Raw genomic sequence first — 14,996 nt, forward strand, 5'->3', positions numbered from 1 at the left:
CTTATTTGAACATTTGCGTGAACTTTTCCGTCACGTCTGATCCGTGCTCACCCATCCATTCCCAATTGGTTTTCAGCAACGGGATCTCGTCCAGGTTGGCACGCTTGTCAGCTTTGATATCCGTGCGTCCAGGGAGTAGGGAAGCATCTGCTACTAGTTTTTGTGCCTCGTCCGACAACAGATAGTCAATGAACGCTTTGGCATTTTGCTCATGCTGTGTGGACTTGAGGATTGCGGCAGGACGCGGACTAATAACCGTTCCCTCTGTCGGATAGACGATGTCAATCGGCTCGCCTTTGGCTTTAGCCTTGTAGGTCATGTAATCGACCGCAGCGACGACTACACCTTTAGCCCCCGTAATCACTGGATCTAGCGCTTCCTGATTGGCACCGGCCATGGCCACACCGTTTGCCTTGTACTGCTCAAACAACGTCCAGCCTCCATCGCCCTTGGCGCTCAGATAGCCTGTCATAAAATCCAACGCTGAGCCAGACAGCGATGGGTCGGGAATGTTAACCTGATCCTTGTACTCAGGCTTCGCCAAATCGGCCCATGAAGTAGGTGGTGTCTTCACTAACTTTGTGTTATATGCAATACCCAGAGCAGAAGCACTGGTGCTAAAATAGTTTCCCTCCTTATCGGACCAGTCCGGGTTTAGCTTGTCCGCGTTCTTGGCATCTGGATAGGGGAGCGTGAGTCCTTCCTTTTTCAAGCCTTGCACAGACGGAAGCGATGCTAGCACAACCACGTCCGCTACCGGATTCGTTTTCTCCGCTTCCATGCGGGCTAAAATCTTTCCTGTCGTTCCCTGGAATAACTCTACCTTAACTCCACTCTGCGCCTCATACCCCGCTACCAGCTTTTTCGCCAGTCCATCCGGGCCTGCGCTGTAAACAACCAGCTTCTGATCAGTCGACGCCACTCCTGCTTGTCCTGCTGATCCATCGGCTTGCGCCCCATCCTTCGATGTCGTAGCCGTTCCGCAGCCTGCCACAGCCAGTCCAAAAGTCAATGTTAAAGCAAGCATAGCCCCTTTTTTCCATCCTGTACGAAAAACACGCCTATTCATCATCTTATATAACCCCTTTTCCCTATGTTTCAAGTTGGTGGATGTATTGCGGTGATACCCAAATATGCATTTGTTCGCCTATGGGCAAGCGGGTGGAGTGATACGCAGTCCATTGCTCACCGTTTTCGGCTAATAGACGGATTTCATAGCGATCGCCCACATAGCTGACATGCAGGATCTCTACTGTAAAAGTGTGCTGATCCGCTTGCTCCTGTTCCCAACGGACATGTTCAGGCCGAAAAAGTGTCCGTTCCAACTCGATCCAGTTGGATTTACCGATAAACCTTGCCACCTCTGAATGAGCTGGGCGACTATAGATCACCTCTGGTGTTCCGGTCTGCAAAATATGTCCACTTTTCATAACGACCACTTCATCAGACATGGACATGGCCTCGATCTGATCATGGGTGACGTATAGGGCGGTTAGCCCCAAATCGCGCACAAGCGATATCATCTCAATGCGCATCTCCTCCCGTAGTACGGCATCCAGTGCACTAAGCGGCTCGTCGAACAAAACCAGTCGAGGCCGGATAGCAACTGCTCTTGCAAAAGCAACCCGCTGCTGCTGACCACCGGATAGTTGATGAGGGTAACGATCCTCCAGCCCTGACAACCTCACCTTATCGAGCGCCTCCAGCACCACTGCCCGCAGTTCCTTGCCTTGAGCGCTAACAGCCCTTTTCCCCCGTTTGCTCGCTCGCAAGCCGAAGGCTACATTTTCAAACACCGTCATATGCGGCCACAGCGCGAAATCTTGAAAGACCATACCAAAGTGGCGGAGATGTGTGGGAACATCCTTTTTGCGTTCAGCTGAAAAGAGAATTTCCTCTCCCATCGTGATTGTGCCGATATCCGGTGTCTCCAGACCAGCAATCAAGCGCAAGAGCGTCGTCTTCCCACAGCCGGACGGTCCGAGCAATGTGGTGAATTTACCCTGTCGTACGATCAGATTCGTCTCATGCAACGCGGTGGTTTGGCTGAAGGTTTTACTTACTCCGCGAATATATAGATCCTGATTCATCGTATTACCTGCCTGTTCTTATGACTGACCCCAGTGTAAAACTTGAATTCGCAACCTGTGTTATTGGAAAGTTAAAACAAAATTAATTATTTCAATGAATTGTGTTAACACTCATAGATTTAATCTATATAGAGGCGATTGATGCTGCTGCCCAAAGAATAAGCACGATTGTTTGACCAATCTGAAAGCGAGGCATTCTAAGTGAACTTAAGTCTTCTAAAGTTACATATTGTAGAGCTGCTGAACAAGCACCATAAAATTACCACCGTAGCCGAGCTTCTCGGCCTAAAGCAACCTACTGTTACTTTTCATATGAAAAATCTGGAGCGTGAATTCGGAGTAAAGCTGTTTGACACACGTATGGGCAAAATCATCCTGACGGATGCCGGAAATGCCCTACTGCACTATGCCACCAAGATTAATGCACTTGCGGCTGAGGCCGAGCGGGTTGTCCGTGAGTTCGATACACTCCAACGAGGCAGCATACGTATTGGCGCAAGCTATGTACCTGCTACCTATCTGCTTCCTGCCGTGCTGCATCGGTTTGCCCGCGAGCATCCAGGCATTCACATCGCCTTATCCGTGAAAACAGCGCCCGTGATCAAGGACATGCTTGCTCGCCACGAAATTGACCTTGGCATTATTTCGGCAGAGCCGTTTCAATCCCCCACGTTACTATCAGAATCCTTGGGGGAAGATGAACTGGTGCTCATCTGCTCACCCACTCATCCGCTCGCTAGCGAAACCGATTTGACATCCGAGCGTATCGCTTCTTCCTCTTTTGTATTGCATGGAAAGGATTCCAGCACACGCCACGCGACTGACAAATGGCTAGAGCGCGGGAGGCGCCGGCTTCCATCCTATCTGGAATTGGATTCACTGGAGGCCATCAAGCAGGCGGTTATGCTGGGAGAACACATCTCCTTTGTCTCTCGTATTGCTGTTCAATCAGAGGTTGAACGGGGTTTACTGGTTGTAAGGCCTATTCCGGGACAGCCTGTTGAAAGGCACATTTATATGGTCAGCAACAGAGATCGTCATCGCTCTGCGCTGATCCACAGATTCACTGAATATTTATGATGGAACCAAGATTAAATCTTAGCTGTCATATAAAAATTATGGCATTTTTTAACCGGAGTACCCTCTTGTCTTGACATACGACTGACAAAATACCCGTAAAGTGAAGCGTGTAACCTATTCGGACGAACAGGAGAGGATAAAATGAAAACAAGCCTGCGTATCACTAAATTCATGTCAGTAGTAACTCTGAGTGCAGTACTGCTCGCAACAGGATGGAAAGGTGCAGAGCCCGTACAAGCCGCTGCCAATGCCACGCCAAGCTATGAGGTTAAGCTGCTGCTGGATACAGTTCAGGTCCTCAATGCGGATGGCTCTTTAAAAGGCGGCATCGTAAATGAGTTCGAAATCAGCGAAGATGCGCAACGATTAAGCGTCGAGTTTTTTGATACAGACTCCTTGCAATTGAACGACGAGGGCTGGAACGTTAGATTTCGCAAAAAAGAGGATAAAAAAAACTATGAGTTAACCTACAAAAAGCGCTATGCGATCACAAACGGGAATATTGATGCAGCACTCACCCAAGCGAATAAAGAAGGTTTCAGTGCCTCTGATGATAATTATGAGGCTGAGGTGGATTGGGGATACAGCAAGCAGACATTAAGCTTTTCCAATGACAAGAAAACAAACGCCTCCAAAGGATTAGCTCTGCCTTCCCCGGATCAGGCGTTAAAACAATTGCAGGACAATCTTCCGGGCAAGCTGCAAAACTGGAAAAGCAGCAACTGGGGCAAACATACCTTGGCAAACTCCAGAGTACGCGGTCCTGTACAGGTCAGCAAATATGAGGGCAGCTTTCAGGGCTTGGATACTGACGTTGAAGTATGGCCTATTCGTAGCGCAAACGGATCGGGTACCGACAATATCATCGAAATCTCCTTCAAAACTTCGGATTACAATACTGCCGCAAGCAACCGCGCCAAGCTGATTAACCTGCTACAATCCAAAGGATGGCTGATTCCTGCCGATTCTCTGAAAACGAATCTGGTACTGGAACGCTATTAAGCCACTCGAACCTAAAAAGTACTCAAACCTAAAAAAGGAACCGAACGGGCCTCCCTGTAGAGGGCAGCACGAACGGTTCCTTTTTACTATTATACATATGACTACAGGGTCATTATGTTGCAGTTTTTTACTTACATACGTTCCGGTGCAGACACACCCACCAGCTTCAGTGCATTAGCAATGGTCGTGCGGACCGCGCCAAACAAGGCCAAGCGAGCTTGCGTTTGAGCGGCATCCTCCGTGATGACACGCTCTGCCTTATAGTAGCTGTGGAACATGGATGCCAGCTCGTAGACATAGCGAATCATGCGATGCGGCGCAAAGTTTGCAGCTGCCACCGATACTTCCTCTGGCAACTCGCCAATTTTGCGTAACAGATCGTATTCATGCTCAGCCGTCAGCTTCGACAAGTCAACTTCTGCCAATGGCAGTACAGCAATACCCTGCTCTTCGGCTTGACGATATACGCTGCATGCACGTGCGTGTGCATATTGCACGTAGAATACCGGATTCTCATTGGAAGTGGAAATCGCCAAATCCATATCAAAATCCAGATGTGAGTCCATACTACGCATGGTGAAGAAGTAACGGATCGCGTCTACGCCCACTTCTTCCATCAGATCCTCCATCGTTACGGCCTTGCCAGTACGCTTGGACATTTTTACTTTTTCCCCGTTTTGGAACAAGCTGACCATTTGGGCAATCAGTACTTTAAGCTTATCCGGGTCATTGCCCAGTGCTTCCATTGCCGCTTTCATCCGTGGAATATAGCCGTGGTGATCCGCTCCCCAGATGTTGATGATCGTGTCATACCCACGAGCATATTTGTCGCGGTGATAGGCGATATCCGGAGTCAGGTACGTATAAGTGCCGTCATTTTTGATCAATACACGGTCTTTATCGTCGCCATACTTGGTCGTGTTCAGCCAAGTAGCTCCGTCCTTATCATAAATTTCCTCACGGTCACGCAGCTCATTCAGCGCTTTAAGCACTTCACCGTTATCATACAGTGATGTTTCACTAAACCAGGAATCAAAAGGTACACGGAACCGCTCCAGATCACGCTTGATCTTATTCAGTTCCTTTTCCAAACCGTATTCACGGAAATAAGCGGCACGATCTCCCGGTTCCATGGACAACAGAGAATCGCCCTTCTCAGCCACCAGTTCCTTCGCAAACCCGATGATGTCCTCACCATGGTATCCGTCCTCCGGCATCTCTGCAGGCTGTCCCAGCTCCTGCAAATAGCGCGCTTCAATGGAACGGCTCATATTGTAAATCTGGTTCCCCGCATCATTAATGTAATATTCACGAGTGACTTGATAACCTGCAAAATCAAGCACGTTACAGAGCGCATCCCCTACGGCTGCACCACGTGCATGACCCAAGTGAAGACTCCCCGTCGGATTGGCGCTGACAAATTCGATCTGTACCTTTTTGCCTGCACCTACCTGTACACGACCGTAATCTGCTCCTTGCTCCTGTACTTGTCCAATCACTGCATAGAGGTAGCTCTTGTTCAGGCGAAAGTTAATAAAGCCCGGTCCGGCGATTTCTGCACTTTCAATAGAAGCGGAAGCTAAGTCCATATTTGCGATCAAATCTTCAGCGATTTGACGCGGATTCTTCTTCGCAATGCGAGTGAGCTGCATTGCTACGTTGGTAGCTAAGTCACCGTGTGACTTGTCCTTAGGCACCTCCAGCGTAATCGTCGGCAGCTCTTCACGACTCACGATTCCGGCAGCCAGCACCGCTGCCTCGATTGCTGAGGTCACCTTTTGATTAATAAGTTCCAGTGGATTGCTTGTCATGATTGTTGCTCCTCCTGTATATGCAAACTAATGGCAAAATGCCCCGAGAAATCCTCAAATACGTACAGATCATAAGTCCAGCTCACATGTCCGGTGAATCCATCCATCCGAATATCGAGCTTCTGCGTATGCGCAGACATGTTCAGGTTTAAATAAGGCGAGCGGTAAAATCCAGGCAACCTGCGTCCCAGCGCGAACGACTGCTCCGATTGTACCTCACCGTGACGAATCAGCTTTAGCTCATCTGGTCCGATCTTGACTGTGTTCCGTGTCGTACCGCCCTCAGGACTCTCTTTCGGCTCTTCGTACCTTATATATAGATGCTTCCCGCGAACGATTGCTTCTCCAGGAAGCTCCTGTACCACATCTTCTCCGTCATGATGACTATGAAGACGGATTCGAACCTTTGCATTGTGTGGCATGTGTTCAAACTCCAATCTATCGCTATCCTACTGTACTACTATATCCAGTTCCCGATTGCAATTCAAATGAGTTTTTACAAAAAGATGCTTTCACACTTAAAAAATTCAACTACTGTAGGTCAGCAGCACTGGATGCCTGGCTAAAACTTTCAATGAACCGGGAAGCCAATGAAGACATGTATTTATCCTTCAACCAGACAGCCGCCACACGAGTGTGCAATTCTTCACAACTAATTTCCTTAACGATTAAATGATTATTGCTGCCTAAAGATAAAGCGGAGCGCGAAATCATGCCAATACCCAGCCCTTCGTTGGCCCAATGAAGCGTAGTGCGGGCATCGTCATTTTTGCAAAAGATATTGGGCTCAAAGCCATGCTTCATACAGGTATCGTGAATCAATTGCTCAAAACGGCGATATATAATGAGTGGTCTGTTCTTCAACTCAGCCAATGAAATGGTCTCCTGTTCGGGATTCCAATCATATTCTTCCGTCATCACTGCTACCATCGGCTCAGTGGACGCATATCTACACCCTAAACCGGCGGTGTTAAAAGGGGTTCTGACGATACCGACCTCTACAATTCCTTTGTTCAAAAGATCGAGAATCCTGAAGGTATTTCCCTCATGTATTTCAAATTTTACACCCGCATAGGTTTTATGAAATTCGGAAAGCCTGTCTTTCATCAGGGTCGCTCCAGAGGAAGAAACCGTCCCAATGGTGAGCGTCCCCTTCATCCCCATGGCGAAATCGTTTATTTCCCTTGTCGTAGCATCCGTCAGCTCCAAAATCTGCTTGGCCCTGTTCCGTAAAATGATTCCGGCCTCTGTCAATTGAATGCTTCGTGAGCCTCGATGCACAAGCTTTACACCAAGCTCTTCCTCCAGCTGCATAAGCTGTTGACTTAAGGGAGGCTGTGCGATTTGCAGTTTTTTGGCTGCCGCTGTAATCTGTCCAGCATCTGCAATCGCTAAAAAATACTTGAGATGTCTCAATTCCATCATGAACCTCCGGTTCTGATATATGTAAAGCCTATATCTCTAATATATATTAAATATTATTCATATGGTTGGGGATATGCCATAATCATATTCAGATATGCAATTATAATAGGAAACTTTATACAATATTTAGGTTAGGTGATGGTTTATTTGCTGAAATTTGCCGTTTTTTTAAAACCTTATAAAAAGGAAACGATTCTTGGGCCTCTGTTTAAACTAATTGAGGCCATTCTGGAATTGTTGCTACCTACTATGGTGGCTTTAATGATTAATCATGGCGTCGGTAAGGGAGACACCCATTATGTTTGGCAAATGGGTCTTTTGATGTTGCTCATGACTATACTGGGCTTTGGCAGTTCTCTCGTGTGTCAGTTTTACGCAGCCCGTGCTTCCCAAGGATTCGGTACCACACTGCGCAATACTATGTTTAAACATATTTCATCGTTTTCTTATGCAGATCTCGATAAATTTGGTACGCCCTCTCTCATCAACCGAATTACGAATGATGTCAATCAGCTGCAAACGGCCGTAGCAATGTTGATTCGTCTGGTTATTCGTGCTCCTTTTATTTGTATCGGGGCGATCATCATGTCCATGATTCTGGACTTCCGCCTTGCTTTGGTGCTGTTGGCGGCTACACCCGTTCTGGCTTTGATCCTGTATGTGGTCATTACGAAGGCTTCTCCGCTGTACCGGCTATACCAGAAAAAGCTCGATAAAATCGCTCTGGTGCTAAGCGAGAATCTCACAGGTGTACGGGTTATACGTGCATTTGCCAAAAGAGGAGCTGAACGAGTAAAGTTCAATGCCGCCTCAGATGACTTGACCCATACCGCTATTCGTGTCGGCCGGATTTCTGCTCTACTTAGCCCAGCCACCTTACTGGTGGTCAACGGAGCTATTATCGCCATTCTGTGGATCGGCGGTATCCATATCCAATATGGATCTCTTACACAAGGAGAGATTATTGCATTTATTAATTACATTACGCAGATTTTACTGGCCCTGATTGTGGTGACGAATCTCATTATTCTGTTCACCAAGGCGGCCACTTCAGCAGCGAGAATTCAGGAGGTACTGGACACGGAAGCTTCGATTTCCGATACTGCCAATCCTGCATCATTAGACCAGAAAAGAACGGGTAAGACCGGCTCTGTACCGGCCATCTCCTTTGATCATGTCTCCTTTGGCTACAATAAGACAGGACAACTGGCACTTAGCGATGTAGTTGTAGACATCTATCCCGGTGAAACGGTTGGAATCATAGGAGGAACAGGCTCGGGAAAATCTACCTTTGTGAATCTGATTCCCCGCTTCTATGATGCAGTAGAAGGTTGTGTACAGGTCGATGGCATCGACGTACGGCATTATAAGCTGGAGCAATTGCGGCAGAAAATCGGGATTGTTCCACAGAAAGCGCTGCTGTTCACTGGGACGATAGCGGATAATATCCGTTGGGGACATGAACATGCCACCGATGAGGAGGTCGCCCGGGCCGCAGCCATCGCGCAAGCGGATGAATTTATTTCCAACTTGCCGGAAAAATTCGATGCCCCGATCACCCGAGGAGGACTTAATCTATCAGGCGGCCAGAAGCAGCGACTTACCATTGCCAGAGCTATTGTAGGCAATCCGGAAATTCTGATCTTGGATGATTCCTCAAGCGCACTTGATTTTGCAACGGACGCCTCCCTCCGGAAATCACTACGGGAAAATAGCACTCGCATGACTGTCCTGCTGGTCTCGCAACGAGTAAGCAGTGTACAGCATGCCGATAAAATCATTGTATTTGATGAAGGCCGGATTGTCGGAATCGGCACACATGATCAGTTGATGAGCAGCTCGGAGGTATATCAGGAAATTAATCGCTCTCAGCTCTCAACGCAGGAGGTGGACCAATGAGTGGCAAGGAAACCTGGAGAAGATTGTTAACCTATGTCGATCAATATAAAACAACAACATTTTGGGTCATTATCAGTGCTATTCTTAGCGTGCTTGCCAGTCTGGTCGGACCCTATATGATTGGCCGGGCTATCGACCATATGGTAAATCAGGGAGCGGTAGACTTTAGAGGTATTGCACAGATTCTATATGGACTAGGCGTTGTATATGTTGTAGGCAGTCTATTTAGCTGGTTGCTCACATATTTGACGAACCGCATTGCTTTTCAGACTGTAAATGATATGCGGCGGGAGTTATTCGATCATTTTAATATCCTTCCGTTAAGCTTTCATGACAATCATCCGCAAGGAGATAGCATTAGCCGTTTTGTGAACGATATGGATGCCGTGTCCGATGGATTGTTGCAGGGCTTCTCCACCTTGATCACCGGGTTGATTACCATTATTGGTTCGATTGTACTTATGTTGTATATCAGCCCAGTGATGACGTTGGTGGTATTGGTGTCTGCCCCAATCACATATGTCGTTGCACGGTTCATTACTACAAAATCGCAACGCATGTTCCGTGAACAGGCCAAAATTTTGGGAAGCTTGAACGGTTATGTGGAGGAAATGATCGGCGGACAGCGGGTAGTTACTGCCTTTCACTATGAAAACCGCTCGCTTGAGGAATTTTCCGCCAGAAACGAACAATTATATCAAGCTGGAGTGAAATCGCAGTTTTATGGATCTTTGTCCAACCCTTCCACTCGATTGGTCAACAACATGACTTTCTCCGTCACCGCTATGATTGGCTGTATTTCGATCATTTTGGGCGGGATTTCGGTAGGCGGTTTATCGAGTTTTCTCATTTACACCAATTTGTTCGCCAAGCCCTTTAATGAAATTACAGGTGTGCTGACTCAGTTTCAGGCCGCTACAGCTTCTGCTCAGCGTATATTTGCTATTTTGGATTCACCTCCGGAGCAACCGGAAAAGTCGAACGCCGTGCAGCCGGAGCGCAGTAAAGGTACAATTCTGTTTGATCATGTGAAATTTTCCTATAATCCGGAACGAACACTCATTACGAACTTTAGTTTGGAGGTCAAGCCAGGCACTCGCGTAGCTATTGTCGGACAGACCGGAGCAGGCAAAACAACACTCGTTAACCTGCTCATGCGCTTTTACGATGTGGACAGCGGTTCGATCTCCATCGACGGAGTGAACATCAATGATATGAGCCGGGACAGCCTACGTACTAACTTTGGTATGGTGCTTCAAGATACATGGCTGTTCAGCGGAACGATCCGGGACAATATCGCTTACGGAAAGCCAGAGGCCACGGACGAAGAAATCATTGCGGCTGCGACAGCTGCCAATGCGCATAGCTTTATCAAGCGCCTGCCTCATGGTTACGATACGGTCATCAGCGGATCGGGCGATAGCCTGTCCCAAGGGCAAAGGCAGCTGCTCACTATCGCAAGGGTGATCCTCGTCGATCCACCTATGCTCATTCTGGATGAAGCAACCAGCAGTATAGACACCCTTACAGAAGCCCGGATCCAAAAGGCTTTTATGAAAATGATCGACGGACGCACCAGCTTTGTCATCGCCCACAGGCTATCAACCATCCGCGAAGCAGATCTAATTCTATACATGAAAAACGGCGATGTCGTCGAAAGTGGTACTCATGAAGGACTGCTCGCAAGCGGTGGCCATTATGCCTCGCTCTATAACAGCCAGTTCACTACGGCTTAAAAAGGCTGAGCAGATACGGTCACATCAATAAGCTCAACGTCTTTAAAAAAGCCAATTGCTTTTTAAGCAATTGGCTTTTTTATTTTTCTTTTATAAATCCCACCTTATATTATATAATAAAAACACGAACAAATGTTTCTATTCCATCTAAACCTTATGGTTTTGTGAGTGGCCAACATTTATGCATGGAGTTGCAGTTGGGAGGCTGAATATGGACATTAATGAATTTCAAAAGTGGGTAAAGCAATATTATCAGGATAGAAACTGGTCAGACTTGGATATCTTCGTCCGAATCGGTTTCCTGGCAGAGGAAACGGGGGAGGTTGCGAGAGCTATTCGCGCCCTGGAAATTGGCAGAGACCGGCCGGATGAGATCGACGGTTCATTCGAGGAGAACAAGGAACATTTAACCGAAGAACTTGGAGACGTACTGGGTAATCTCATCGTGATCGCCAACAAGTATGACATCACCTTGGAGGATATATTTCAAACACACCAGCAAAAACTTGCAAAAAGATATACATAAGGAGAATCTCATATGAAAAGTATCGCTGTTTTTTGCGGTTCCAGTAATGGAGCGTCTGAGGTTTATCGAGAGCATGCTGTTGCTCTGGGCAAGGCACTTGTCAAACAGGAAATAAGCCTGGTTTATGGAGGAGCAAATGTGGGTCTAATGGGTGCAGTGGCTGACGCAGCACTTCATGCAGGAGGTCGCGTCATTGGTGTGCTCCCTTACTTTTTGCAAAGCCGTGAAATTGCACATAATGGCCTGAGCGAATTAATCATTGTTGATTCCATGCACGAACGCAAATCTAAAATGGCAGAGATTGCGGACGGTTTCATTGCTTTACCAGGCGGTCCAGGTACGATGGAGGAATATTTTGAAATTTTCACATGGGCGCAATTAGGCTTGCATGAAAAGCCATGTGGGCTTTTAAATATTAACCATTATTACGATCCTCTTATTTCCTTGTTTGATCGTATGGCCGCAGAACAATTTATGCAGGAAAAATATCGTTCGATGGTAATTACGGATACGACTCCACAAGGAATCCTACATAAATTCACTAATTATACTCCTCCTTCCGTCAAAACATATCTTACGAGCAAACGGGTCTGACATTAGGAATGGCGCATCCCGATCAGCAGACGTACTATATAATTTTAAAAGGAACACCACCGTCAACGTATTCCAGTGGTGTTCCTGTAAATTGAACGAAAATGGCAGACTTTCTCCCCAATCGTCACAGTCGATTTTAAACCCGCATTTAATTATGTAGTCATCCAATGAATGATATCATGCCTAACGAGAACGCCAATCTTAAATCCCTGCTCGCGTTGCGGTCGGATGATCAATAGGTTCGTCTTCCTGAAAGTCACGCCGATACCACCAGCCGATCAGAACAGCAATGGTAGTCATAGCCGCAGCCAGCAAATACACCTGCACCATACCAAATCGGTCAGCATACCAGCCCATAAATAATAAAGCCAGGCCGAAAGCGAGATTAGTAAGCACATCAATCCCTGCCATCACTTTGGGCAGCTGGGCTGGCGGTGCACTGGTTTGCAGCAAGGTGCGGCGAATAATGCCTGCCATTTGAACAGGTAAGCCTGACACAGCAAAAAGAACAAGCGCAGCCACGGGAATGGTATTCAGCGCAAATACAATGGTAATCAGTACATACACCAGCAACGCTCCGAGCATGTACAAAAAGCTGTTCTTTTGCAATCGCTTGACCAAGCCAACCACAATCAATCCACCCAAAATGGTGCCGGAGAAAAAGGACGCATTCATAAAGCCCCACCAGCTCGCATCCCGATGCAGTACTTGACTGACGTACGCCAAAATAAATACGCCGAGCCAGGAGACTCCCCCAATACTGTCCACGCTGTCGACAATCATTAGAGAACGAATACGACGGTTACGCCAAATGATTTTCCATCCTTCCCCAAGCTCTTTCCAATGGGAGCCTTTTTCCTTTGCGGGTTCTACTGCATCTGTTAAGGACTCTGGAGATTCGGGGTTTAATTCCTTTTGATCCAGCGGATCACGAATGAAGGACGTGACAGTTACAGCCACGAGATAACAACAGGAGGCAATTGCAAGCGTATTCAGGGAACCCAGCCAAGCGACAATCATTCCGCTCAACGCCCAGCCTGCACACTTGACCACCTGATCACTGACCGCTACCATACCGTTTGCCCGCATGAGTCCCTCACCAGTGGCCAAACGGGGTACAAGCGCATTACGCGCAGGATTGGTCCATCCATCCAAAAAAGACATACCAAATACCATCACAAAAATAAACAGAAACGACCTCTGCTCAGGTACGATCCACAAATAAAGCAGCAGCAGCGTAAAAATGATAAACTGCCCAAACTGGGAAAATAGCAGAACCTGTGTCAGCCGAAATCGACCGAGCACGATCGGTGCAACAAGCCCACTAAGCACTTGAGCTGACAAACGAAACAACGGGATTAAAATAGTCGTCATTAAGGAATTACTTGAACTGAATACCAACACCACCACACTCAACATGTAGATGATATCTGCTGCGTTGGAGACCGTCTGAGACCCCCACAGGTAATAAAAAGAGCGTCTGATCAAAAAAATTTCCCCCTCTTTGGTATATCGCCAATTTACGTATTTCCATAACCAAACCTCCCCTGTCGATTACAAATCTGTTAAATGTCTGGTTTTTTGTATGTTCTACACACACCCTTAAATTTCCTTCTTTTATCTTAAAAGGAAATTCAGTGTCCACTATATTTTCATGCCTACTACAATCTGATTTAACACAAAAAAAAGCGTCTATAGCGCTCTTTTCGCTCTATACTGGCGATAAAGATCACTAAGACGCTTCTTAAAATGTTTACTTTGTTAAATCTTCCACAAATTTAGGTAGTACAAATGCCGCTTTGTGCAGACGTGGGCTGTAATATCGGGTATCCATCTCTGGAATTTGGTTCTCGTCCACTTCTAGCGGATCATACTTCTTGCTGCCCAATGTGAATGTCCAAAGACCGCTTGGATAGGTTGGAATGTTTGCACCGTACACACGCACAATCGGGAAAATCTCTTTTACATCTTTGTTGACCTTCTGAATCAGGTCAGCCTTGAACCAAGGATTATCCGTCTGCGCCACGAAAATGCCGTCTTCCTTCAGCGCCTCAAAAATACCTTGGTAAAACCCACGTTCGAACAGCGGTGCTGCCGGACCAACCGGCTCCGTCGAATCGACCATAATCACATCGTATTCATTTTTGTGTTCGATAATATGCATATAGCCGTCATTCACCAGTACTTCCACATTGGGCTCGTCCAACTTCCCGGCAATTTCAGGTAAATATTTTTTAGAATTTTCAATGACTTTACCGTCAATCTCCACCAATACAGCCTTTTCCACTTCAGGATGCTTGATGACCTCACGGATAACGCCGCCATCCCCGCCGCCCACAACCAAAACCTTTTTCGGATTCGGATGTGTATTCAAAGCCGGATGTGCTACCATTTCGTGATATACAAATTCATCCTTAACCGTTGTCATCACCATGCCGTCCAGAACAAGCATATTGCCGAATTCCTCCGTCTCGATCATTGCCAGATCCTGAAAATCTGTTTTCTCAGAGACGTAGGTTTGTTTGATTTTTGCTGTAATGCCGAAAGAGGGAGTCTGCTTCTCCGTAAACCACAAATCCATCATTCCAACCTTCTTTCTGATCAAAGTATGTGTCCGGCAATCCGGTAGCATAAACATGGACTTTCCTTATAACTGCAACACGCAAACGCCGAGTTTGCTATATTTATTGTACCAAACACACTTGAATTTCACACTTTTTGCATTATAAGCGATACCCTAATGGACTGTAAAAGCATTTTTAGGGCTTAATCTTGTTTAAAACAGATACGTATATGCATCTGATGAATAGACACTTTCGGATTGACTATACTG

13 protein-coding genes are annotated in these 14,996 nt (G+C 46.8%); 6 read left to right on the plus strand and 7 right to left on the minus strand.

Annotated features, from left to right (window positions below):
• Window position 1: 1 nt before the first annotated feature.
• Both ACXHJ2_RS23250 and ACXHJ2_RS23255 read right to left on the minus strand, forming a co-directional pair.
• On the minus strand, window positions 2-1,072 hold the full coding sequence (locus tag ACXHJ2_RS23250) for an ABC transporter substrate-binding protein (protein ID WP_165084119.1): 1,071 nt from the start codon (window positions 1,070-1,072) through the stop codon (window positions 2-4).
• Window positions 1,073-1,091: 19 nt separating this feature from the next.
• Window positions 1,092-2,090, minus strand: a complete 999-nt coding sequence (locus tag ACXHJ2_RS23255; RefSeq protein WP_165084121.1) for an ABC transporter ATP-binding protein — start codon at window positions 2,088-2,090, stop codon at window positions 1,092-1,094.
• 201 nt (window positions 2,091-2,291) lie between these two features.
• On the opposite strand from ACXHJ2_RS23255, the gene ACXHJ2_RS23260 reads away from it, so the two are divergent.
• Both ACXHJ2_RS23260 and ACXHJ2_RS23265 read left to right on the plus strand, forming a co-directional pair.
• Complete coding sequence (locus tag ACXHJ2_RS23260) at window positions 2,292-3,170, plus strand: LysR family transcriptional regulator (RefSeq protein WP_058711745.1); 879 nt, start codon at window positions 2,292-2,294, stop codon at window positions 3,168-3,170.
• 141 nt (window positions 3,171-3,311) lie between these two features.
• Window positions 3,312-4,172, plus strand: a complete 861-nt coding sequence (locus ACXHJ2_RS23265; protein ID WP_165084123.1) for a hypothetical protein — start codon at window positions 3,312-3,314, stop codon at window positions 4,170-4,172.
• Between the two features lie 131 nt (window positions 4,173-4,303).
• On the opposite strand, the gene argS is transcribed toward ACXHJ2_RS23265, so the two are convergent.
• From argS to ACXHJ2_RS23280, 3 genes are all read right to left on the minus strand, one after another.
• Window positions 4,304-5,983 carry an arginine--tRNA ligase gene (gene argS, locus ACXHJ2_RS23270; protein WP_165084125.1) on the minus strand — a complete coding sequence of 560 codons (1,680 nt, stop codon included), beginning with the start codon at window positions 5,981-5,983 and terminating at the stop codon, window positions 4,304-4,306.
• On the minus strand, window positions 5,980-6,405 hold the full coding sequence (locus ACXHJ2_RS23275; protein WP_165084127.1) for a YwiB family protein: 426 nt from the start codon (window positions 6,403-6,405) through the stop codon (window positions 5,980-5,982). Before ACXHJ2_RS23275 ends, argS begins: the two co-directional genes overlap by 4 nt.
• 109 nt (window positions 6,406-6,514) lie before the next feature.
• A complete protein-coding gene (locus tag ACXHJ2_RS23280; RefSeq protein WP_165084156.1) occupies window positions 6,515-7,405 on the minus strand; it encodes a LysR family transcriptional regulator in 891 nt (296 codons plus the stop codon).
• Between the two features lie 150 nt (window positions 7,406-7,555).
• On the opposite strand from ACXHJ2_RS23280, the gene ACXHJ2_RS23285 reads away from it, so the two are divergent.
• The 4 genes from ACXHJ2_RS23285 (at window position 7,556) to ACXHJ2_RS23300 (ending at window position 12,163) form a co-directional block, all read left to right on the plus strand.
• Window positions 7,556-9,307, plus strand: a complete 1,752-nt coding sequence (locus tag ACXHJ2_RS23285) for an ABC transporter ATP-binding protein (protein ID WP_165084129.1) — start codon at window positions 7,556-7,558, stop codon at window positions 9,305-9,307.
• Entirely contained in the window at window positions 9,304-11,043 is a 1,740-nt protein-coding gene (locus ACXHJ2_RS23290; RefSeq protein ID WP_165084131.1) for an ABC transporter ATP-binding protein, read from the plus strand. The genes ACXHJ2_RS23285 and ACXHJ2_RS23290 overlap by 4 nt, the downstream gene beginning before the upstream one ends.
• Window positions 11,044-11,254: 211 nt before the next feature.
• Complete coding sequence (locus ACXHJ2_RS23295; RefSeq protein WP_049825437.1) at window positions 11,255-11,569, plus strand: MazG nucleotide pyrophosphohydrolase domain-containing protein; 315 nt, start codon at window positions 11,255-11,257, stop codon at window positions 11,567-11,569.
• Between the two features lie 12 nt (window positions 11,570-11,581).
• On the plus strand, window positions 11,582-12,163 hold the full coding sequence (locus ACXHJ2_RS23300; protein WP_165084133.1) for an LOG family protein: 582 nt from the start codon (window positions 11,582-11,584) through the stop codon (window positions 12,161-12,163).
• 201 nt (window positions 12,164-12,364) lie between these two features.
• Here the strand turns inward: ACXHJ2_RS23300 and ACXHJ2_RS23305 are convergent, their stop codons facing one another.
• Together ACXHJ2_RS23305 and speE are read right to left on the minus strand one after the other, a co-directional pair.
• On the minus strand, window positions 12,365-13,651 hold the full coding sequence (locus ACXHJ2_RS23305) for an MFS transporter (RefSeq protein WP_165084135.1): 1,287 nt from the start codon (window positions 13,649-13,651) through the stop codon (window positions 12,365-12,367).
• A gap of 265 nt (window positions 13,652-13,916) precedes the next feature.
• Window positions 13,917-14,744 carry a polyamine aminopropyltransferase gene (gene speE / locus ACXHJ2_RS23310; RefSeq protein WP_165084157.1) on the minus strand — a complete coding sequence of 276 codons (828 nt, stop codon included), beginning with the start codon at window positions 14,742-14,744 and terminating at the stop codon, window positions 13,917-13,919.
• Window positions 14,745-14,996: the final 252 nt, after the last annotated feature.

It is taken from the genome of Paenibacillus sp. ALE3 (assembly GCF_054113405.1).